This window comes from Nocardioides sp., assembly GCF_044226765.1.
In the GTDB taxonomy this organism is placed as follows: domain Bacteria; phylum Actinomycetota; class Actinomycetes; order Propionibacteriales; family Nocardioidaceae; genus Nocardioides.
The window spans coordinates 1-20,105 of record NZ_JBGAGJ010000009.1 but is presented as its reverse complement, the minus strand read 5'-3'; the positions used below and the strand labels follow the sequence as shown (position 1 = coordinate 20,105).

At 73.4% G+C, this 20,105-nt stretch carries 18 protein-coding genes and 1 pseudogene; 7 read left to right on the top strand and 12 right to left on the bottom strand.

Annotation, left to right across the window (positions count from 1 at the left end; translation table 11 throughout):
- Positions 1-5: 5 nt before the first annotated feature.
- From ACILRH_RS17095 to ACILRH_RS17085, 3 genes are read right to left on the bottom strand one after another with little or no spacing between them, the layout of a single operon-like run.
- On the bottom strand, positions 6-1,472 hold the full coding sequence (locus ACILRH_RS17095; RefSeq protein WP_395695253.1) for a glutamate--cysteine ligase: 1,467 nt from the start codon (positions 1,470-1,472) through the stop codon (positions 6-8).
- Between the two features lie 9 nt (positions 1,473-1,481).
- Entirely contained in the window at positions 1,482-2,642 is a 1,161-nt protein-coding gene (locus tag ACILRH_RS17090) for a glutamate--cysteine ligase (RefSeq protein WP_395695252.1), read from the bottom strand.
- Positions 2,643-2,675: 33 nt separating this feature from the next.
- Entirely contained in the window at positions 2,676-3,635 is a 960-nt protein-coding gene (locus ACILRH_RS17085) for a DUF4192 domain-containing protein (RefSeq protein ID WP_395695251.1), read from the bottom strand.
- 129 nt (positions 3,636-3,764) lie between these two features.
- On the opposite strand from ACILRH_RS17085, the gene ACILRH_RS17080 reads away from it, so the two are divergent.
- Positions 3,765-5,093: a DNA polymerase IV gene (locus tag ACILRH_RS17080; RefSeq protein WP_395695250.1), complete on the top strand. Its 1,329-nt coding sequence runs from the start codon at positions 3,765-3,767 to the stop codon at positions 5,091-5,093.
- On the opposite strand, the gene ACILRH_RS17075 is transcribed toward ACILRH_RS17080, so the two are convergent.
- From ACILRH_RS17075 to ACILRH_RS17065, 3 genes are all read right to left on the bottom strand, one after another.
- Positions 5,047-5,931: a biotin-dependent carboxyltransferase family protein gene (locus ACILRH_RS17075; protein ID WP_395695249.1), complete on the bottom strand. Its 885-nt coding sequence runs from the start codon at positions 5,929-5,931 to the stop codon at positions 5,047-5,049. The genes ACILRH_RS17080 and ACILRH_RS17075 overlap by 47 nt on opposite strands.
- Positions 5,928-6,536, bottom strand: coding sequence for an allophanate hydrolase subunit 1 (locus ACILRH_RS17070; protein ID WP_395695248.1), 609 nt, complete (start codon positions 6,534-6,536; stop codon positions 5,928-5,930). The genes ACILRH_RS17075 and ACILRH_RS17070 overlap by 4 nt, the downstream gene beginning before the upstream one ends.
- Positions 6,537-6,981: 445 nt before the next feature.
- On the bottom strand, positions 6,982-7,668 hold the full coding sequence (locus ACILRH_RS17065; RefSeq protein ID WP_395695247.1) for a LamB/YcsF family protein: 687 nt from the start codon (positions 7,666-7,668) through the stop codon (positions 6,982-6,984).
- 24 nt (positions 7,669-7,692) lie between these two features.
- Between ACILRH_RS17065 and ACILRH_RS17060 the strand changes: the two genes are divergently transcribed.
- The 3 genes from ACILRH_RS17060 (at position 7,693) to ACILRH_RS17050 (ending at position 13,234) form a co-directional block, all read left to right on the top strand.
- Positions 7,693-9,831: a S9 family peptidase gene (locus tag ACILRH_RS17060; RefSeq protein WP_395695246.1), complete on the top strand. Its 2,139-nt coding sequence runs from the start codon at positions 7,693-7,695 to the stop codon at positions 9,829-9,831.
- A gap of 198 nt (positions 9,832-10,029) precedes the next feature.
- Positions 10,030-10,986, top strand: a complete 957-nt coding sequence (locus ACILRH_RS17055) for an RNA polymerase sigma factor RpoD/SigA (RefSeq protein WP_395695245.1) — start codon at positions 10,030-10,032, stop codon at positions 10,984-10,986.
- 31 nt (positions 10,987-11,017) lie between these two features.
- Positions 11,018-13,234, top strand: a complete 2,217-nt coding sequence (locus tag ACILRH_RS17050; protein WP_395695244.1) for an aryl-sulfate sulfotransferase — start codon at positions 11,018-11,020, stop codon at positions 13,232-13,234.
- 3 nt (positions 13,235-13,237) lie between these two features.
- Here the strand turns inward: ACILRH_RS17050 and coaE are convergent, their stop codons facing one another.
- Entirely contained in the window at positions 13,238-13,837 is a 600-nt protein-coding gene (coaE, locus tag ACILRH_RS17045; RefSeq protein ID WP_395695243.1) for a dephospho-CoA kinase, read from the bottom strand.
- Between the two features lie 23 nt (positions 13,838-13,860).
- Entirely contained in the window at positions 13,861-14,790 is a 930-nt protein-coding gene (locus ACILRH_RS17040; RefSeq protein ID WP_395695242.1) for an NAD-dependent epimerase/dehydratase family protein, read from the bottom strand.
- A 131-nt stretch (positions 14,791-14,921) separates the two neighbouring features.
- Here ACILRH_RS17040 and ACILRH_RS17035 point away from each other — a divergent pair, with 131 nt between their 5' ends.
- Both ACILRH_RS17035 and ACILRH_RS17030 read left to right on the top strand, forming a co-directional pair.
- A complete protein-coding gene (locus ACILRH_RS17035) occupies positions 14,922-15,614 on the top strand; it encodes a TetR/AcrR family transcriptional regulator (protein WP_395695241.1) in 693 nt (230 codons plus the stop codon).
- Between the two features lie 165 nt (positions 15,615-15,779).
- On the top strand, positions 15,780-16,250 hold the full coding sequence (locus ACILRH_RS17030; RefSeq protein ID WP_395695240.1) for a YdeI/OmpD-associated family protein: 471 nt from the start codon (positions 15,780-15,782) through the stop codon (positions 16,248-16,250).
- A gap of 8 nt (positions 16,251-16,258) precedes the next feature.
- Here ACILRH_RS17030 and ACILRH_RS17025 read toward each other — a convergent pair whose 3' ends face one another.
- Entirely contained in the window at positions 16,259-16,987 is a 729-nt protein-coding gene (locus tag ACILRH_RS17025; RefSeq protein ID WP_395695239.1) for a DUF4386 family protein, read from the bottom strand.
- An 18-nt stretch (positions 16,988-17,005) separates the two neighbouring features.
- Positions 17,006-18,115 (bottom strand): alpha/beta hydrolase family protein, encoded by a 1,110-nt coding sequence (locus ACILRH_RS17020; protein ID WP_395695238.1) that lies wholly within the window; start codon positions 18,113-18,115, stop codon positions 17,006-17,008.
- Positions 18,116-18,482: 367 nt separating this feature from the next.
- Here ACILRH_RS17020 and ACILRH_RS17015 point away from each other — a divergent pair, with 367 nt between their 5' ends.
- Positions 18,483-19,280 (top strand): hypothetical protein, encoded by a 798-nt coding sequence (locus tag ACILRH_RS17015; protein ID WP_395695237.1) that lies wholly within the window; start codon positions 18,483-18,485, stop codon positions 19,278-19,280.
- A gap of 39 nt (positions 19,281-19,319) precedes the next feature.
- Here ACILRH_RS17015 and ACILRH_RS17010 read toward each other — a convergent pair whose 3' ends face one another.
- A complete protein-coding gene (locus ACILRH_RS17010) occupies positions 19,320-19,556 on the bottom strand; it encodes a hypothetical protein (protein ID WP_395695236.1) in 237 nt (78 codons plus the stop codon).
- Between the two features lie 290 nt (positions 19,557-19,846).
- A pseudogene (locus ACILRH_RS17005) lies at positions 19,847-20,105 on the bottom strand (hypothetical protein); the annotation flags it as partial.

Genomic DNA, 20,105 nt, shown 5'->3' with positions numbered 1-20,105 from the left:
GCCGCTCACGGCTCCCAGGTGTGGACCGGCTCGTTGGTGTGCATGCGGTCGCGGTAGTCGCGCAGCGTGGCGCGCAGGCCGTCGTACCGCTCGAGGTCGCGGCGCTCGTGCATCCGCCGCACGAACCACTCCGCACCGTTGACGCCGGTCAGGCACCGCTGCTCGATGATGCCGAGCAGCCGGTCGATCTCCGGACCGGACGTTCCCCACGACTCCAGGCCCTCCTGTGCCTGGGGCAGGAGCCGGCGCAGCACGAGCTCGGTGGCCCGCACCTGGCCGACCCCGGGCCAGTAGACCTGCGCGTCGATCCCCTGGCGGGCGGCGGTGTGGAAGTTCTCCTCGGCCGCACTGAACGACATCTGTGACCACAGCGGTCGCTCGCTCTCCGCGAGGTAGCGCACCAGGCCGAAGTAGAAGGCCGCGTTGGCCATCGTGTCCGCGACCGTCGGCCCGGCACCGAGCAGCCGGTTCTCCACCCGCAGGTGCGGGATCCCGCGCGCGACGTCGTAGACCGGCCGGTTCCAGCGGTAGATGGTGCCGTTGTGCAGCCGCAGCTCGGACAGTGCCGGGGTGTCGCCGCGCTCGAGGACCTCCAGCGGGTCCTCGTCGTCGGTGACGGGCAGCAGTGCCGGGAAGAACCGGACGTTCTCCTCGAACAGGTCGAACACCGAGGTGATCCACCGCTCGCCGAACCACACCCGGGGGCGCACACCCTGGGCCTTGAGCTCCTCGCTGCGGGTCTCGGTGGCCTGCTCGAAGAGCGGGATGCGGGTCTCGCGCCACAGCTCCTTGCCGAGCAGGTACGGCGAGTTCGCGCCGACCGCGACCTGGACCGCGGCGATCGCCTGCGAGGCGTTCCAGTAGTCCGCGAACTGGTCCGGGGAGGTCTGGACGTGGAACTGCGTGCTGGTGCACGCGGCCTCGGGCACGATCGAGTCGGCGGTGGTCCGCAGCCGCTCGGTCCCGTCGATGGCGATGGTGATGTCCTCGCCGCGGGCGTCGAGGATCTGCTCGCTGAGCAGCTTGTAGCGCGGGTTCGCGCTGATCGAGCTCAGGCTCATGTGGCCGGGGGCGAGCGTGGGCAGGATGCCGATCATCACCAGGTGCGCCCCGACGTCGGCGGACTTCTGCTCGGCGTCGTTGAGGCTGTGCCGCAGGCTCTCCTCGAACGTGGTCAGGCCACCCTCGCGCAGCTTGGCGGGCGCGACGTTGATCTCCAGGTTGAACTGGCCCAGCTCGGTCTGGAAGGCCGGGTCGGCGATGGCGGCGAGGGCCTCGGCGTTGCGCAACGCCGGGTCGCCGAGGTCGTCGACCAGGTTGAGCTCGACCTCGAGACCCGTCATCGGGTCGTCGGTGTCGAAGCGGGCCTCGCGCAGCATCCGGGCGAACACGTCCAGGTTGCGGCGTACCTTCTCGCGGTGCCGGGTCCGGTCGGCCCGGGAGAACTCCTGAGCCTCCACCTCTTCGCCCATGGTCCGACCTTAGGGCAGTTCCGGTGCGTGCCAGGACGCTTCGGTGCGAGCAACCAGGTCGTCGACGACCCCGGCGACGGTCCGCGACCGCTCGAAGGCCGCCCGCTGGCGGGCGGCCCCGCTGTCCGGGACGGCGCGAGCGACCGCCGTCGTGACGCGCTCCAGGTCACCGGCATCCTCCAGGGCCGGTCGGACCGTCTGGACCAGTGCCTCGATGACCTCGCGGGCCGGGCGGAGCTCGCGCGACGCCGGGTGGACCAGCCGGTCCGCCGTGCCGTACCGGGCCGCCCGCCAGTGGGCGGCGCGGAGCTCCTCCGCGCGCCACGCCGGCTCCGGCCCGTCCGCCTCCCTCGCGGCGGTCTCGACCAGGCCGCGGACCAGGGCAGCCACGGCGACCGCGCGCTCCGGCTCGGTGCAGACGTCGCACACCCGGACCTCGACGGTCGGCTGGCCGACCGAGAGCCGGGCGTCGAAGTAGAGCATCCCGCTGTCGCGCGCGGCACCGCTGGCCAGCATCGTCCGGCTCACGTCCCGGTAGCCCTCGACCGACCCGAACCGCTCGGTGGGCCCGGCGCTCGGCCACCGGCTCCACACCTGCGCACGCCATGACGCGTAGCCGGTGTCGTGCCCGCCGGCGAACGGCGAGTTGGCACTCAGCGCCAGCAGGCTCGGCAGCCACGGCGCGATCCGGTCGATCACCGCAACGCCCTCCCGGTCGGAGGCGATCTCGACGTGCACGTGCATCCCGCAGGTGCCGCCGGTGCGCGCGATGTCGCCATAGGTCTCGACCATGTCGCGGTAGCGGTCATCGGGCGAGACGACGGCCTGGTCGCCGCCCAGCGGGACGATGCCGCACGCAGCGATCGTCAGGCCGGCGGCCTGCGCGGCCTCTCCCGCGGTCCGGCGGGCTGCCACGAGCTGGGCCAGCGCGTCGCCGGCGTCCCGGGTCGGGTCGGTGCGGGTCTCCAGCTGGTGGCGGAACAGCTCCTGCTCCAGCGCGGCGGTCGCGCCCGACGCGGCGGCGCCGGGCCCGTGCTCGCGGAACGCCTTCAGCACCCGGGGAGAGGCCGGGACCACCTCGCGGGTCGCGGGGTCCACGAGCAGCAGCTCCTCCTCGAGCCCGACCATCCGCGCCATGGCGCCGCCGTACCCCGGGAGGCCCCCGCGCACGCGCGGTGACGTCGCGGCGTCCGCAGTCGCTGCTCACCCGGCCTCCTCGACGGGTGGATCCGCCTCCCCGAGGCCCGGCGGCACGGCACCGAGGAGCGCCTGGGCGACCAGGGCCGCCAGCGGGTAGGCCTCGTCGACCTCGGCGCACCGGTCCAGCGCACACCAGGCGAGCGCACCGTCGCCGGCCTGCCAGGCGGTGAGCGCGAGCAGGGCGGCGGGGCCGGCGAGCAGCGGAGCCGGTGATCGCCGCACGACCTCGGTCCAGAACCCGACCAAGGCCGGGGCGGTGGCCCGACGCAGGTCCCGGCACACCGCGTCGCGCACGACACCGTCGAGCAGCCCGCGGAGCAACCGGGCGAGCTCTGCATCGTCGGGGACGGTGCCGTCGCGGGAGTGTCGGGTCACCAGGTCGGCGGCCCAGTCGGGGTCGGGCAGCCCGTCCCCGCACTCCCGCGCCAGGGCGGCCACGACGCCGACCGACAGCGCAGGTGCCGCCGCGACCGTCGCGCGCAGCTCCTCGCGCGAGCCGTGCAGGACCCGGCCCTCGAGGACGGCCCGGGCACTGAACGGGTGGGCGGAGACGTCGTACGGGATGCCGACGGCCCCGGACCCCGCCTCCGCCGGCCACCAGCGGAGGCCGTCGGCGCACAGCACCTCGACCACCCCGATCCCGGCGTCGCCGAACGCGACACGAAGCGCGCGCGACGCGTGCCGGGCGAGGGACGGCTCGGGGCTGTAGACGACGAAGAGCACCTGCATGACCGCGTGCCACCGGGCCGGCTCGAGCAACGCCGCCACCATCTCGGCGAGCCCGGCACCGGTCCCGGGCAGGTCCACGCGAGCGTGGAAGGGTTGCGCGGCGCCGAAGGTCAGCATGACGACGGAGTCGCGGGGAGCGAAGCCGAGCACGACCGGGACCAGGGCCAGGACGTCCTCGGGGGTCCGCGCCGTGAACGGGAGCGGGGAGCCCGGTGGTGAGGTGGGTGCGGTCATGGGGCGACTCTCCCCGCGGCGACGGACGGTACGGGGCGGCCGCGGGAGCGCCTGTGGACGATGGTGGCGCGGCGCCCTCCTGTGCACGGTGACCGGGTTGCGTCGGCACCGGGCGGTAGCGTGCCCCGCGTGCGTGCGGAGGCGTCGGTGCTCCACCTCGACCTGGACGCGTTCTTCGCGGCGGTGGAGCAGCGCGACAAGCCCTCCCTGCGGGGCAAGCCGGTGGTGGTCGGGGGCGTCGGTGGTCGCGGGGTGGTGTCGACGGCGTCCTACGAGGCCCGGACGTACGGCGTGCGCTCGGCGATGTCCACGCGCGAGGCCCGCTCGCGCTGCCCGCACGCGGCGTTCCTCAGCGGCCGTTTCCACGCCTACCGCGACACCAGCCGGCAGGTGATGGCGCTGCTGCGCGCGGCGTCCCCCCTGGTGGAGCCGCTCTCGCTGGACGAGGCGTTCGTCGACCTGGCCCGGGCCGACCTGCCCGACCTGGAGGTGCCGACCGTCACCGCGTTCGCGGAGGACCTGCGGACCCGCGTGGTCGAGGTGACCGGCGGCCTGACGGCGTCGGTCGGCGTGGGGACCTCGAAGTTCATCGCGAAGGTGGCCAGCGACCTCGACAAGCCCGACGGCCTGGTGGTGGTGCCGCCCGGCACCGAGCAGGAGCTGCTGCGCCCGATGGACGTCCGCGTGATCCCCGGGGTCGGGCCGGCCACGGCCGAGCGGCTGCGCCGGGTCGGCGTCCACACGGTGGCCGAGCTGGAGCGGGTCAGCGAGGACGAGATGGTGCGCCTGCTGGGCCGGGCCAGCGGCCACTGGCTCTACCAGCTGGCCCGCGCCGAGGACGACCGGCCGGTCGTGCCCGAGCGTGAGGCGAAGTCGGTGAGCGTCGAGGGCACCTACGACACCGACCTCACCGACCGGCGTCTGATGGAGGGCCTGCTGACGCGGCAGGCGGGTGAGGTGGCGGGCCGGCTGCGCAAGCACGGCCTGTCCGGCCGCACCGTCTCGATCAAGGTCCGCCTGCACGACTTCACCACGCTCAGCCGGTCGACCACGCTGGCCTCTCCGACCGACAGTGCCGCGACCGTCGCCCGGCTGGCCCGCGCGCTGCTGGCCGATCTCGACACGTCCGGCGGGGTGCGGCTGCTGGGGGTGGGCGTCTCGGGGCTCGCCGACTGGGTGCAGGAGGACCTCTTCGGCGAGACGGCCGACGCCGCTGACGAGGAGCCGCTCCCGGAGGCGGAGGTGCCCCACCACTCGCGCCGCACCTGGGCACCGGGCATGGACGTCGAGCACGCCGAGCACGGACGGGGCTGGGTGTGGGGCTCGGGCCGCGGGGTGGTGACCGTGCGGTTCGAGACGGCCGCGACGCCGGCGGGTCCGGTCCGCTCCTTCCGCGCCGACGACCCGGACCTCAGCCCGTGGCGGCCCCCGGAGCCGGAGGACGGGGCAGGGCTGTGAACCGCACCTCCTCGCCCGGTCGCACCTGGGCACACCGCCACAGGTCCGCCTCGTCGACGACGCCCACGACGGGGTAGCCGCCGGTCGGCGGGTGGTCGGCCAGCAGGACGACGGGCCGGCCGCTCGGCGGCACCTGCACGGCCCCCAGCACCATGCCCTCGGAGGCGAGCTCGCCGTCGCGGGCACGCCGCAGGCCGACCCCCTCGAGCCGGAGCCCGATGCGGTCGGAGTCGGCTCCGACCGTCCACGTCGTCCGGCACAGCTCGTCGAGCGCGTCGCCCGTGAACCAGTCGTCCCGCGGACCCGGCACCACCCTCAGCGCGCCCGGGGGCGGCGACGGCGGCGTGTCCAGCGGCCGGAGCTCACCGGTCGGCTCCCCCACCGGGAGCTCGACCCCCGGCTCGACGCGCGGCGGCCCCACCCACGCGAGCGTGTCGGTGGCACGGGACCCCAGGACCGGCTCGACCGCGAACCCGCCGGCCACGGCGACGTACGACCGCAGGCCCGCCGCCGGTGCGCCGACCCGCAGCACCCCACCCGCGGGCAACCACTCGGCGCGGGACAGCGCCCGGGCGGAGCCGTCGACGCTCACCGGCGCGGGGGCGCCGGTGACGGCGACCCAGCAGCCGCCGCCCGCTCGCACGGCGAGGCCACCGAGGAGCACCTCGAGGACCGCGGCGTCCGGCCCGTTGCCCACCAGCCGGTTGGCCAGCGCCGCCGCCGGGCCGTCCAGGGCGCCGGCGCGCGGCACCCCGAGGTGGGCGAGCCCGATCCGGCCCCGGTCCTGCACGGTGACCAGCGGGCCGGTCTCGAGCACCTGCCAGGTCGTCGAGGTCATGCCGGCACGAACCGGACCCGGGTGCCAGGTGGCAGCAGTGCGGGCGGGTCCCGGTGCTGGTCCCACAAGCGGGCGTCCGTGCGCCCCAGCAGCCGCCACCCGCCCGGCGACGCGGTCGGGTAGACACCGCACCAGGTGCCGGCCACCGCCACGGAGCCCGCGGGAACCCGGGGGCGCGGCGTCTCCAGCCGCGGCACGGCGAGCGCGTCCGGCAGCCCGGCGAGGTAGGAGAACCCAGGAGCGAAACCGCAGAACTCCGCGACGAACTCGATCGCCGCGTGCCGCTCGACGACGCCGGCCTCGTCGGTGCCCCAGGCGGCCGCGACGAACCCGAGGTCGGGACCGTCGTAGAGGACCGGCAGCTCCACGAGCTCGCCGGGCGTCGGCGCATCCGCGGGACGCCACTGCGACAGGACGGCCGCGAGGGCCGAGGCGTCGGCGACCCCGTCGAAGAGCACCGTCTCCGCGGCCGGGACGACCTCGGTGGCGGCGACCGAGCGCGCCCGGGCCCAGGTCGCGAGCGCGAGCGCGGCGGCGGCGTCCCCGACCTCGGCGAGCACGGCGGCGCGACCGACCGGACGCAGCGGCACGGGGCGGCTGACCATGAGTCCAGTCAAGCAGTTCACGAACCGGTCATGTCCAGACCACCGCGCCGCCGGGGCATGGCCACCTCGCGGCGGGGAAAGTCTGGGGAAATGAGGTGAGGGGCTCCCGGTGGTATGAGCACCAGGAGCCCCTCGGCTCGGCCGGAGATGGTGACGCCCGGCCCACCGGACCCTCCCTCTCGACCCCACCGTCCCCGTCACCGGGCCGGTGCCGCGAGTCGCCTCGCGGTGCGGATCGTCGGTCCTGTCCGATCCCCGACTCCGCCTCGCGGCGGCTTCGGTGAGGAGAGTTCTACGCCCGCGCGTCGGGGGGCCGCAAGAGGTCACCGACAACCCACAGGTCCCTCCACAGCGAGGACCCGGCCCTCCACAGCACTCAGGCGCTCTCCACAGGTCGCGGTCCAGACCTGTGGACGCGACGGTGGACAGCCCCGCCGAGGGCGACTCAGGCGAACGGGCGCAGGTCGAGGTCGGCGCGCTCCAGGGCGCTGCGGACGGCCGTCGCGTGGCGCACCGCGCCGGGCGAGTCACCGTGCAGGCACAAGGAGTCGACCGACCCGGCCAGGCGCAGCGCCTGCGCCACGATCGCGTCCTGGTCGGTCACCAGGTCACCGGGGAGCCCGCGCGGGACGAGCCGTCCGTCGGCGGTGTAGCCCCGGTCGGGGAACCCCTCGTGGAACGTCCCGCGCCCCGCAGCGGCGGCCTCCCGCAGCAGCGCTCCCGGCATGCCGAGCACCGGCAGCGAGCCCGACCCGGCGAGTACCGCCGTCGCCTGCTCCTCGTCGTCGAGCACCCGGTGGTAGAGCGCGCCGTGCGGCTTCACGTAGCGCACCTCGGTGCCGCAGTCGCGAGCGATCGACGCCAGGGTCCCGACCTGGTCGGCAACCTGCTCGCGCAGCACCTCGAAGGCCACGTCGTGTGGCACGCGGCCGAAGTTCTCCCGGTCGGCGTAGGAGACCTGAGCGCCGACGGCGACGCCACGGTCGGCCGCCTCGGCACACACCGAGCGCATCACCGCCGGCGTGCCGGCGTGGTAGCCGCAGGCCACGTTGGCGCTGGTCACCACCTGCAGCAGCGCGGGGTCGTCGGTGACCTCCTCGCCCAGGTCGGCGTTCAGGTCGATGGTCCTCACCCCGCCGACGCTATCGTCGCGCCCATGCAACCGCCCGTGGCCGAGAAGCGTCCGCAGACCACCGAGCACCACGGGCGGAGCCGCACCGACGACTACGAGTGGCTCCGCGACAAGGAGTCGCCGGAGGTGCTCGCCCACCTCGAGGCCGAGAACGCCTACACGCAGGAGCGGACCGCCCACCTCGCCGCGCTGCGCCAGGGCATCTTCGACGAGATCAAGGCGCGCACCCGAGAGACCGACCTGTCCGTGCCGACCCGCAACCGCGGCCACTGGTACTACGGGCGCTCATTCGAGGGTCGCGAGTACGGCGCCAGCTGCCGGGTGCCGGTCGTCGACCCCGACGACTGGACACCACCGCGACCGGCGGAGGACACCTCGCCCGACCAGCCCGCCCTGCCCGGCGAGCAGGTCCTCCTCGACCTCGACGCCCTGGCCGCCGGCCACGACTTCTTCAGCCTCGGTGGGTCGTCGGTGAGCCCCCGCGGCGACCTGCTGGCCTACTCCACCGACGTGGTCGGTGACGAGCGCTACACGATCCGCGTCAAGGACCTGGGCTCGGGCCAGCTCCTCGACGACGAGATCACCGGCGTGATCGGCGGCGCCACCTGGACCCGCGACGGGACCAGCTTCTTCTACACGACGCTCGACGACTCCTGGCGCGCCGACAAGATCTGGCGCCACCGGCTCGGCACCGACCAGGCGGACGACGAGCTCGTCCACCACGAGACCGACGGACGGTTCTGGGCCGGTGTGGGCCGCACCCGCAGCGACCGGTTCATCGTCGTGGCGAGCGGTTCGAAGACGACCTCGGAGTACCGGTTCCTCGACGCCGACGCCCCCGAGCTCGGCTTCCGGGTGTTCAGCGAGCGACGCGAGGGGCTGGAGTACTCCCTGGACCACGCCGTCGTCGGCGGCGCCGACGTCTTCCTCGTGCTGCACAACGGCACCGGCCCCGACTTCGAGCTCGCCACCGCCCCGGTCGCGCCGACCCCGCCGGAGGACTGGCGGTCGCTGGTGGCCCACGACCCCGCCGTACGCCTCGAGGACGTGGACGCCTTCGCCGGACACCTGGTCGTGCACCAGCGCAGCGACGGCCTGACCCAGCTGCGCATCATCGAGCTGGACCCGGTCGCCGAGTCGGGTCTCGGCGACGACTACCTGGTCGAGTTCGACCACGAGATCTACACGGTCGGGTCGGCCGGCAACCCGGCCTTCGACCAGCCGGTGGTCCGGCTCGGCTACGCCACGATGGCCGTGCCCGCCTCGGTCTACGACTACGACGTGCGCAGCCGCGAGCTCACCCTCCTGCGCCGCGCCCCGGTGCTCGGCGGCTACGACCCCGGCGACTACGAGGAGCACCGGCTCTGGGCCACCGCCCCCGACGGCGAGCGGGTGCCGGTCTCGGTCGTGGCGCGCCGCGACGCACGGGCGTCCGGCGACCCCCTCCCCCTGCTGCTCTACGGGTACGGCGCCTACGAGACGTCGATCGACCCCTACTTCTCGATCGCCCGGTTGTCGTTGCTCGACCGGGGTGCGGCGTTCGCGATCGCCCACGTCCGCGGCGGGGGCGAGATGGGCCGCCGGTGGTACGACGGCGGCAAGCTCTTTGCCAAGCAGAACACCTTCTCCGACTTCGTCGCCTGCGCCCGCCACCTGGTCGAGGCGGGCTGGACCACCCCGGAGGTCCTGGTCGCGGAGGGTGCCAGCGCGGGCGGGCTGCTCGTGGGGGCGGTGGTGAACCAGGCGCCGGAGCTGTTCGCCGGCGTGGTCGCCGGCGTCCCGTTCGTGGACGCGCTCACGACGATGCTCGACGCGACCCTCCCGCTCACGGTCACGGAGTACGACGAGTGGGGCAACCCGGAGGCGGACGCGGCGGTCTACGACTACATGGCGGCGTACGCCCCGTACGACAACGTGACGGCCGCCGACTACCCGCCGATCCTCGCCGAGACGTCCCTCAACGACACCCGGGTCCTCTACGTCGAGCCGGCCAAGTGGGTGGCGCGGCTGCGAGCGACGGCGGTCGGCCGCCGCGACTTCCTGCTGCGCACCGAGATGGCCGCCGGCCACGGCGGGGTGTCGGGACGCTACAAGTCGTGGCACGACCGGGCGTTCACCCTGGCCTGGGTGCTGGACCGGATGGGGCTGGCCTCGGCCGACTGACGCCGTCCGGCTCGGGCATCTCCCCTGAGAAGTCACTGAGAGTTCGGGCCGGACGCAACTCACCGGGCCGGCCGCACGTCGTTCCGGGTGTCAGGTCCGCAGGTTTGCCGCGGGAATCCGATGGTCACCGTGGACGTTGTACGCCACGTGTGGGGGCGCTCCGGCGCCGTCCACCGCGACGAAGGAGGAGGGCGCCCCATGGCCACACGTACCGCACCCACCGGCGCACGCGAGATCGAGGGCCGCGACAGCGTCGGGCTCTACCTCGACGAGATCGCCCGCAACCCGCTCCTCGACGCTGCCGCCGAGGTGGAGCTCTCCAAGGCGATCGAGGCCGGTCTGATGGCCGAGGCGCTGCTCGCCGAGGGTCGCGTCGGGCGCAAGAAGGGCGGCGCGCCGATGCACGCCACCCAGGCGGAGCTCGAGTGGCTCGCCGAGGAGGGGCGCAAGGCCGTCGACACCTTCATCACCGCCAACCTGCGGCTGGTGGTCTCCATCGCGCGCAAGTACGGGCGGGCCCAGATGCCGATGCTCGACCTGATCCAGGAGGGCAACACCGGCCTGATCCGGGCCGTGGAGAAGTTCGACTACACCAAGGGCTACAAGTTCTCGACCTACGCGACCTGGTGGGTGCGCCAGGCGATCACCCGGGGCATCGCCCAGCAGGCTCGTGTGGTCCGTCTTCCCGTGCACGTCGTCGAGGAGCTGAACCAGGTGGGCGGCGCCCGCCGCAGCCTGGAGCGCCAGCTGGGCCGGGACCCCGAGCCCGCCGAGATCGCCGCCGAGCTCGGCATGGACGTCGACCGGGTGCTCGACCTGATGGCGTGGGGCCGCGAGCACGTGTCACTCGACTCCCCCGTCGACGAGGACGGTGACACCTCGCTGGGTGACCTGATGGCCCAGGAGACCGCGCCCGGCCCCGACCTGACCGTCCTCGACGTCGAGTCCCGCGACCGGCTCAACTCGCTGGTCGGACAGCTCGACGACCGCGCGGCCGACATCATCCGCTCGCGCTACGGCCTGGTCGACGGGCGGCAGCACAAGCTCGCCGACATCGGCGCCAAGCACGGCATCTCGGCCGAGCGGGTCCGCCAGCTCGAGCGGGAGGCGCTGCAGAAGCTCCGCCGCCTCGGGGATCCCGACCTGGCTGCCTGAGCGCACCGGCCTCCAGCAGTACCGTGCTGGGGTGATCGGCCGTTCCCTCCTCCTGTCCCTGCCCGTGTGCCTGGTCTGCGCGGGGCTGGGCGTCGGGTCGGTCCAGCCCGCCGCGGCGGACGACGGCACCGGCATCGAGGTGACGGTGACCGGACCCGGCGCCAGCACCTGGCCGGCGTACGACGCCGGTGTCGACCGCTTCGCGATCGCGACCACCGTCGACAGCACGGGGAGTGTGACCGTGGCGGTCACGGGCGCGTCGGCCGACGCGGTGGTGCTCGTCGACGGGGCGCCCGCACCGGGCGGCACCGCGGAGGTCGACGGCCTCACGACCGGTGACGAGGTCGACGTCCAGGTCGTCGACGGCGCCACGAGCACGAACCAGTCGTGGATCTACCTCCCTCCGGGCTTCCCGGAGCTGACCACGACGGCGTCCGGCGCCGGCCCGACCCCGGGCAGGACCTTCCTCGGCCTGATCAGCTACTACGGCAAGCCGTTCGAGACCGTCGTCCACGAGCACGGGGTGCCGGTCCACGTCCGGGCGGGCGCCGGGACGGACCTCAAGCCGTCCGGCGACGGCTACGTCGTGGCGCGTCCCGCCGAGGACGGCAGCACCGAGATCGTCGAGCTCGACGACCAGTTCCAGCCCGTGGCCAGTCACCAGCTCGTCGGCATGCCGGCCTCCACCGACAACCACGACGTCGAGGTGCTGCCGGACGGCAGCGTGCTGATGATGGGGTACGACGCGGCCACCCGGGGCGACGAGCACTGGCAGGACGCCGTGATCCAGCTGGTGGACCCGCAGGGCGACGTCGCCTTCGAGTGGAACAGCAGGGACCACGTCGACCCGGCCGAGGCACTCGTGCACGGCCAGGTCACGATCCTCGGCACGAGCTTCGACGACTACGCGCACATCAACTCCCTGCAGCTGGTCGGCGAGCACCAGGACGTGCTGGCGTCGTTCCGGAACCTCTCCCAGGTGCGGCTGATCGCGACCCAGGCGCACGACGGCCACCAGCCCGGTGACACGATCTGGATCTTCGGCGGCGGACCCGACGCGGGCTCGGGCGAGGCGGTCCGGCCGCCCCGGTTCACGCTCACCGACGGGGAGGGCTCGCGGGACCCGGGCCCGTGTGCCCAGCACATGGCCCGCCTGCTCCCCGACGGCGACCTGACGCTCTTCGACAACGGCTCACGCGCCGGCGGCAACCAGATGGCGGACATGTGCGAGGACCCGGCGGATCCGGAGGGCCCCCGCATCGCCCGACCGCAGACGCGGGTCACGCAGTACGCGCTCGACCTCTCCGACCCCGAGCACCCGAGCGCCGACCTGGTCTGGCACTACGCCTACCCGCACCGCTACGCCGCGTTCGCCGGCAGCCAGCAGCGCCTCGACAACGGCAACACCGTGATCGGCTGGTCGCAGGCCGTCGACGGATCGGGCGGCGACGAGGCCCAGCCGATCGCGACCGAGGTGACCGCGGACGGCAGCCAGGTGTGGCGGCTGGACGGGTTCGGCTACTTCACCTACCGAGCGACCCACGGTCAGGCTCCCGATCGGATCCCGCCCGAGGTCACCCTGAGCGGTCCGGAGGACGGTGGCACGTACGAGCCGGGCACCGACATCCCGGTCACCTACTCGTGCACCGACCGTGGTGGGTCCAACCTCGACGGGTGCGACGGCACGGTCGACAACGGCGGGTCGGCACCGACCACCCCCGGGCAGCACACCGTCACGGTGACCGCCAGCGACCGAGCCGGGAACACGACTTCGTCCTCGGTCACCTACACGGTCACGGCTCCGCCGCCGGTCGTCGTCCGACCCGACCTCTCGCTCCGGCGGTCGGGAGACGCCTGGGTAGGCCGCGGGGTCAGCGGCCCGGCCCGCGACCAGTCGGTCACGCTCGACCTCGGACCGAGGGGCACGGCTCGGCACGCGGCCGTCCGGATCCGACTGGCGAACCTGGGCACCGACACCCAGCGGTACCGGCTCACCGGCGGGACCGGCGCGACCGGGTTCACGATCGCGTTCCGCCGCGACGGGGTCGACGTGACCCGTCGGCTCACCGGAGCCGGGCTGACCACACCGGCCCTGGCGCCCGGGCAGACCTACGACCTCGTGGCGACGGTGTCGCGCAACGCCACCACCCGCCCGGGTGGTCGCGTCCTCCGGGGCCTCGCGACGGTCTACACGCTCGGCGGCGCGCGCATGGACGGAGTCGCCGTCCGGCCCCGCGCGGTGCGGTGACGCTCAGCCGGACCGCTGGGCCGAGGTCAGCTCGGCGTAGACCTCCTCCACCCGTCGGCGCAGCTCGTCGCGCGTCCCGGTGTTGACGACCAGGTGCGTCGCGATCGCGCGGCGCTGCTCGGGGGTGGCCTGCGCCGCGATGCGCGCCTCCGCGTCCTCGCGCGTCCAGCCCCGGTCGCGCAGCATCCGCTCGACCTGCAGCTCGGCCGGTGTCTCGACCACGATCACCGCGTCGAAGGAGTCGGCCCGTCCCGACTCGGCCAGCAGCGGGATGTCGTGCACGACCAGGCCGTCCACGGGTGCGGCGGCCTCCAGCTCGGCGTACCTCTGGAAGACGAGCGGGTGCACGATCCCCTCCAGGACCTTGCGTCGCGACTCGTCGTTGAAGACGATCCGGCCCATCTTCGGACGGTCCAGGTCGCCGTCGGGGGTGAGGACCTCGGGGCCGAACGCCTCGACGACCTGGGCCAGGCCGGGCGTCCCCCGGGCCACGACCTCACGGGCGAGCCGGTCACCGTCGATGAGGACGGCGCCGAGCTCGACGAGGATCGAGGCCACGGTGCTCTTGCCGGAGGCGATGCCCCCTGTCAGTCCCACGCGCACGAGCCCACGCTAGCGACTGCGGATCAGCCGGCGAGCACCTGCTCCGCGGTGGCGCGGCACACCTCGTCCCAGGGCGTCGGGGTCAGCCCGAAGGCCTCGGTGATCGCCGACGAGTCCAGCACGTATGGCCGCTGGAACTGGTACGCCGTCTCGCGCATCTCCCGCAGGAAGGGGACGACCGCGCCGCCGACGCCGAGCATCGCGGCCGGCCACGCCTTGACCCGGGGCGCGGGACGCCCGACGGCCGCACACACGTCGGCCAGGGTCTGCGCCTGGCTGAGCGCCGGGTTCGTCGGCGCATGCCAGACCCGCCCCCACGCCGTGGCCTCGCCGGCGACCGTGACCATCGCGGTGGCCATGTCCCGCACGTCGGTCATCGAGTGCGGTGCCGAAGGATCGCCGAACACCCGGGCCGTCTTGCCCGCCAGCGCGCGCTTCGCCGCGATGGGCACGTGCGCCTGGGTCACCCCGGGCCCCATGTAGTCCGACCCGCGGACCTCGACCGCGCGCAGCCGGCCCTGTGCGTGCCGGTCCGCCAGGTCCGCCCACATCCGGGCGCGCAACGCGCCCTTGACGCCGGCCGCACTGTCGGGCAGGCCCTCGACCATCGGCCGGTCGAGCGGGCCGTAGGGGTAGAGGTTGCCGGTCACGACCAGGACGGCCCCGGTACGCTCCGCGGTCGTGGCGAGCGCCTCGGCGATCGGCGGCCAGTAGGTCGGCCAGACGGTGTAGCTCGGCGGGTTGATGCAGTTGTAGAAGGCCTCCGCGCCATCGACCAGCTTGGTGAGGACGTCGGGGTCACCGGCGTCGACGGACTCCCGGCGCACCCCCTCGACCGACGGGCCGGTGCCCGACCGGCTGGCCAGCACCACCTCGTGGCCGCGACGGACCAGCTCTGCAGCGGTCGCCTGCCCGACGGGCCCGGCTCCGACGACGACATGACGGTGGGACATGGGACGCTCCTCGATGCTCAGTACGAGAGCAGTGCTCTCTGTTCGCCCCACTCTGGCATGGCGAGGCCCGAAAAGCAAGAGCACTGCTCTCGTCTGTTGTCATTGCTCTCGTCATGCGCCACAGTGGCACCGTGTCCGCACCCCGCACCGCCCGCGCCATCGCTCGCGCCGAGCTCACCCGGGCCATCCTCGACCTCGCCGGCGAGCAGCTCGCCGAGGTCGGTCCGGCCGCACTGTCGGTGCGCCGGATCGCGCGCGACCTGGAGATGGCCTCGTCAGCGGTCTACCGCTACTTCCCCAGCCGCGACGCGCTTCTCACCGCGCTCATCGTGGAGGGGTACGACGACCTCGGTGCCCGCGCCGAGGCGGCCGACGCCGCTGTCGAGCGGTCCCGCCACGACCTGCGCTGGCGCGCCATCGCCCACGCCGTCCGCGACTGGGCGCGCGAGCAGCCGCACCGCTACGCCCTGCTCTACGGCAGCCCGGTGCCCGGCTACGCGGCCCCGCAGGACACCGTCACCCCGGCCACCCGCATCACCGCGCTGCTGCTCGCCGTGGTCCGCGACGCCGAGCAGGCCGGCGTACGACCCCGCGGCGCGCTGCCGGTCCCGGCCGCCGAGCGGGCCGCCGTGCAGCCGGTCGCCACGATGCTCACCCCGCACCTGGGCGAGGAGATGACCGTCCGCGGTCTCGGCGCCTGGGCGACCCTCTTCGGCCACGTGTCGCTCGAGCTCTTCGGCCACATGCACCGCGGCGTGCTCGACTACGACGCCCACTTCGCCCACGTCGTCGACCAGCTCGCCGCCGACCTGGGCCTGGGTTAGTCCGCCGGCGACGGCACCCCTGCGTTCCGCATCCACTCCACGAGAGCTGCGCGGACGACCACGTGCGGCGGTGGCGGCAGCTGGGCATGAACCACGGATCTCCGCCACCGGGGCAGCCGGACCAGGTACCGTCGCGCTGACCCCGAGGACGGCCCGAGGAGACCGATGGCAGACCGTGACACCGCAGGCGTGACCTTCGAGACCACCGTGAGCTCCTTCGGCAACAACACCGGCATCGAGGTGCCCGAGGAGGTCATCGAGCGGCTCGGCCGTGGGAAGCGCCCGCCGGTGCTGGTGACCGTGAACGGCTACGAGTACCGCAGCACGGTCGGGGTCATGGCCGGCCGCTCCCTCATCCCCGTCAGCGCGGCCATCCGGAAGGCCACCGGCCTCAGCGGCGGCGACGCGATCACCGTGACCCTGGTGGTCGCCGAGGCTCCGCGGGAGGTCGACGTGCCCGCCGACTTCGCGGCGGCCATGGCCGAGCACGAGCCTGCCCGGCCGTTCTTCGACGCGTTGTCCAACAGCCTCCAGCGCTACCACGTCGACACCATCAACGGCGCCAAGACGCCGGAGACGCGCGAGCGGCGGATCCAGAAGGCTGTCGACCTCTTCCTCGCCGGCAAGAAGCGGTAGCGATCCGGTCATGACCTCGAGTGTCCGGCGGTCCGGGTGCGCGCCAGCCGGACACCGGTGGCGAGCAGCCAGATGAACCAGGCGAGGTAGCCCGGCACCCCGACGAACAGGAGGGACGAGCCGTCCGCGATCGCGAGGTTGGCCACACCGGCAGCGATCAGCACACCTCCTCCGGCCACGCCGAGCAGACGCTGCCACGGTGGCGTCATCCCGGCCGCGTGCGTCGCCAGCGCGGCGCCGATGAGCGTGGTGCCGAGTGCCGACAGCGCCCACGCGAACGCTGCCGCGTGCATCTGCCAGGTCAGGACCAGCTCCGGGCTCGGCTCGGTGAGCTCGCCGGCGGACAGGACCACTCCGTCCCACAGGACGGCGTAGAACGCGAGCACCGCCGCGGCCGACGCACCCGCGGCCACCGCCAGACGCGACCAGTCGGCGCCCCTCCCGCCGCGACGCCGGACGATCCCGTGCAGGCCGGTCACGAACCCGAGCAGCAGGGGCAGGTTCAGCGCCTCGAGTCCGACGGCGATCGCGACCGCGCCCCGGTGCTCGGCATGGAACGCGAGGACCTCGGTGATCGGGTCGCCGTAGCCCGGCGCTCCGGTCGAGATCAGCACCGCGTTCTGGACTGCCACGGACGCTGCCAGCGCGATCGCCGTCACGCCGACCAGCCGCTCTGGGACCGCTCGGGTCGGGACGGCTGCCGTCGGTGCGGTGGCGCTGTTCTGTGGTGATGTCACGTCGTGCTCCTCGTCGTCTCAGGGCCGGATGGTGGTCTGGTACTCGACGTCGTCGAGGCGAGGCTGCGGCCCGGCGAGGACGTTGCGCGCCTCGGTGTCAGCGCTGACTGTCTCGCGCAGGAACGCAGTCGTGTAGTGCATGACGACGTCGAGGGGCCGTGCGGACCAGACGGCGTCGGTGCAGAACCCCTCGTGGTAGGCGGACTTCCGGGTCCACGGCAGGTCCTTGCACGGGTCGAGGAAGATCATGTGGCCCGCACCGGGGAAGGTGACCAGTGCCTTGTCCGTGCTGCCGACGCCCTCGTAGGTCAGTCCTGCCCCCCATGCGTAGGGCGTGCCGTCGTCGACCGTTCCCCCCAGCGCCATGACGGGAACCGTGACCTCCGCGAGACCGCGCCGGCCGAAGGGGTACGCGTCGCCAGCCATCGAGATCACCGCCTTGACCCGGGTGTCCCCGAGCGATGGCCACAGCCCGGACGGCACCGCGGGCAGTCCGGCTCGGGTGGCCATGTCCGACTCCCGAGGAAGGACGGGATCGCAGAAGAACGTGCGAGGGTCATCCGCGCCCAGGGTCGCGCAGCGGCGCTCGTAGGCGGTGAAGTCGAACCGCGCCCCTGCGGCCGCGAGGGCGGTGTACCCGCCGTACGAGTGACCCACGACGGCGACGTGGTCCACGTCGAGCAACCCGGCGAACGACGCCCCCGGCTCGTTGAGGCGCTCCGCGAGGTCGATGGTCCGGTGAACGTCGTCCGGCCTGTCGATCAGCGCCTTCCAGAACCCGGTGAGCGATCCGTCGAACCTCTCGTCGTGCTCGGGGGCGAGGACGACGTAGCCCTGCGACGCGTAGTGCTCCACCAGCGTGCTGTACACGACCGGGCTCAGCGCGTAGCCATGGGAGAAGACCACCAGGGGATACGGATCCGAGGTTCGTTCCGGCTGGGCGTCCAGGATCGCGCCGCCGGCGGCAGTGATGTCCTTCCCCGGCGTGATCTGCCGGTCGAACTTGTTCGGCGCCGTGTAGGTGATCGTCTTGACCGGCTCGTCGTCGGGCTGTGAGGCCGGGTACCACGCGCGCAGCGTCAGCGCCTCGTGGTCGGTACCGACGCTGGTGAAGACGCGGTAGCCCACTGCGTGCCGCCCGGGCGCCGCGTAGGTGAGTGAGGGCGCCGGTCGCCTCGCCGCTGGTGGGCTCGTCGATGGGCTCTCCGACGTGCATCCGCTCGCCAGCAGTCCGCCGGCGATGAGAACGGCGAGGCCGCAGATGGAGGCGACGAGTCGGTCGCGGTGATCGTTGCTGGGTCGCCGTGTGAGCGCGCTGGACATGGTGATCTCCTGTGCCGGCCTGCACCCGGTGCGCAGGACCGACTCCACGCTCGCGGCGCGCGGGGAGGAAGGACATCGGTCGCACGGCTCCGATCCGGTCCCGCCTTCGGTCGAGGACGGATCAGCCTTTCGGCCGGTCCGTCCGGCAGTACCACCTCCCTAGGCTGCGCAGGTGTCCAATCCACTACGGCTCTGCTGCGTAGCGATCGCAGCGACGGTGGCCGTCTTCGTCGTGCCGGCCCTCGTCGCCTCTCTTCGGGGCTTCACCGGGGAGGCTGCCCTGGTGGCGGCGGCCGAGTCCGCCTTCGTCCATGCCGACCTGGGCGGTCGCGTGGCAGAGTCGAACGCCCTGGCCGAGCTGACCGCGCGGTGGCGGGAGTTCCACGTCGTCAAGGCGGTGATCGCCGGTCTGCTCGTCCTGGTCCTCGCCGGGCTCGCCTCGGCGTTGCGCCAGGAGGTCGAGGCCGCCGGCCGAGGTCGTCGCCGGTGGTCGCTGCTCGCGGCGTACGGTGCGGTGGTCGTGTGGCTGCTCGGCGCACTCACCGTCCTGCTCGCCAACGTGCAGGGGGCGGTTGCTCCCCTGGCATCGGTAGCCTCGCTCCTGCCGGCCGACCGAAGGCCCGCCGACCTCGGCAGAGTCATGGCTGACCTCCGGCGGGCGGTGGAGGCCGGTCCACCGTCCCGTGTCGACGGGATCGCGAGCGAGCTCCTCGCAGACTTCACGCTCTACCACGCTGTGCTGGCCGTCCTGGCGGCCGCCGCGGGGTTGGCGCTGCTGACCCTGGCCGTCCGCGCCGTGGCGGGTCGGCGGCGGCCCCGAGGACTGGGGCGGTCTCCGCAGCGGACCTGGGTCCTGACGACGACGCTCTACGGCGTCGCAGGCAGCCTCTTCCTCCTGCTGTCGCTGGCCAACACGAGCACCTGGCTCGACCCGGTTCCCGCGTTGGTGGCGACCCTCGCAGGTGCCTGAGTCGTCGAGCTCGGCACCTGTCGGTCATCGACCGGCACGTCAGGGCTGGTAGACGATGCGGAAGCGGCGGTGCAGCTCGCGTCGAAGACGGCGGACCAGCGCTGCGGCCTGTGCGTCCAGCTCAGCGGTTGCCGGCCCCTGGGACGCCCGCCCCCACCTCACGACATCGGTCGCGAGCTCCTGACTGACACCCCACTCCCGCACGAGCTCCTGACCGTCGACGAAGATCAGGCCCTCCTCGCTCCACAGCGGAACATCCACGCCGTCCTCGGACATGAAGCGGATCAGCGAGCCGTCGCGGGGCCCTTCCCAGGGCTCGTCCTCCAGCTCCGGCTGATGGCCCGCTGGAGGGAACGCGTACCAACCGGATCAACCGTCGACGGAACCGCGCGCATCGAACATGCGCCCGACGACGCTGCCGCTTCGTGGGCGTCCGCGCGCATGGGTCTGCCGTGACGAGTGTGCCCTCATGCTGACGTTGGACGCTGGGCACGGTCGCTGGTGCGGTGTCATGGTCGCTCCAACCGCGGTCTACCTCTGCGAATGCGTCGACAGCACCGCAGAGGTCAGCTGGCTTGGCGGAGCTCGTGTTCGATGCGGTCCAGGGCCTGGTCGAGGTCGGCGTCGGCGATGAGCTGTTCGGCGTCCTCGGGATCGATGGGGTGGGTGCCGGTGGCATCGACGCGGCGGTAGAGCCGGTGGGGGGTGCGCCAGACGTAGTCGCCTGGCCCGAGTTGTCGCACCGTGTAGCCCAGGTGGGTCTTGGCGCGGTGCTCGGTGCGGCCCAGGGGTGCGGCGTTGTGGTCACCGGTCTGCCCCTCGGGG

Bases quoted from the DNA above. Each gene is read 5' to 3' on its own strand.
- ACILRH_RS17095 (WP_395695253.1), bottom strand. From the start codon at position 1,472: ATGGGCGAAGAGGTGGAGGCTCAGGAGTTCTCCCGGGCCGACCGGACC.
- ACILRH_RS17085 (WP_395695251.1), bottom strand. From the start codon at position 3,635: ATGACCGCACCCACCTCACCACCGGGCTCCCCGCTCCCGTTCACGGCG.
- ACILRH_RS17075 (WP_395695249.1), bottom strand. From the start codon at position 5,931: ATGACCTCGACGACCTGGCAGGTGCTCGAGACCGGCCCGCTGGTCACC.
- ACILRH_RS17070 (WP_395695248.1), bottom strand. From the start codon at position 6,536: ATGGTCAGCCGCCCCGTGCCGCTGCGTCCGGTCGGTCGCGCCGCCGTG.
- ACILRH_RS17060 (WP_395695246.1), top strand. From the start codon at position 7,693: ATGCAACCGCCCGTGGCCGAGAAGCGTCCGCAGACCACCGAGCACCAC.
- ACILRH_RS17055 (WP_395695245.1), top strand. From the start codon at position 10,030: ATGGCCACACGTACCGCACCCACCGGCGCACGCGAGATCGAGGGCCGC.
- ACILRH_RS17040 (WP_395695242.1), bottom strand. From the start codon at position 14,790: ATGTCCCACCGTCATGTCGTCGTCGGAGCCGGGCCCGTCGGGCAGGCG.
- ACILRH_RS17030 (WP_395695240.1), top strand. From the start codon at position 15,780: ATGGCAGACCGTGACACCGCAGGCGTGACCTTCGAGACCACCGTGAGC.
- ACILRH_RS17010 (WP_395695236.1), bottom strand. From the start codon at position 19,556: ATGTCCGAGGACGGCGTGGATGTTCCGCTGTGGAGCGAGGAGGGCCTG.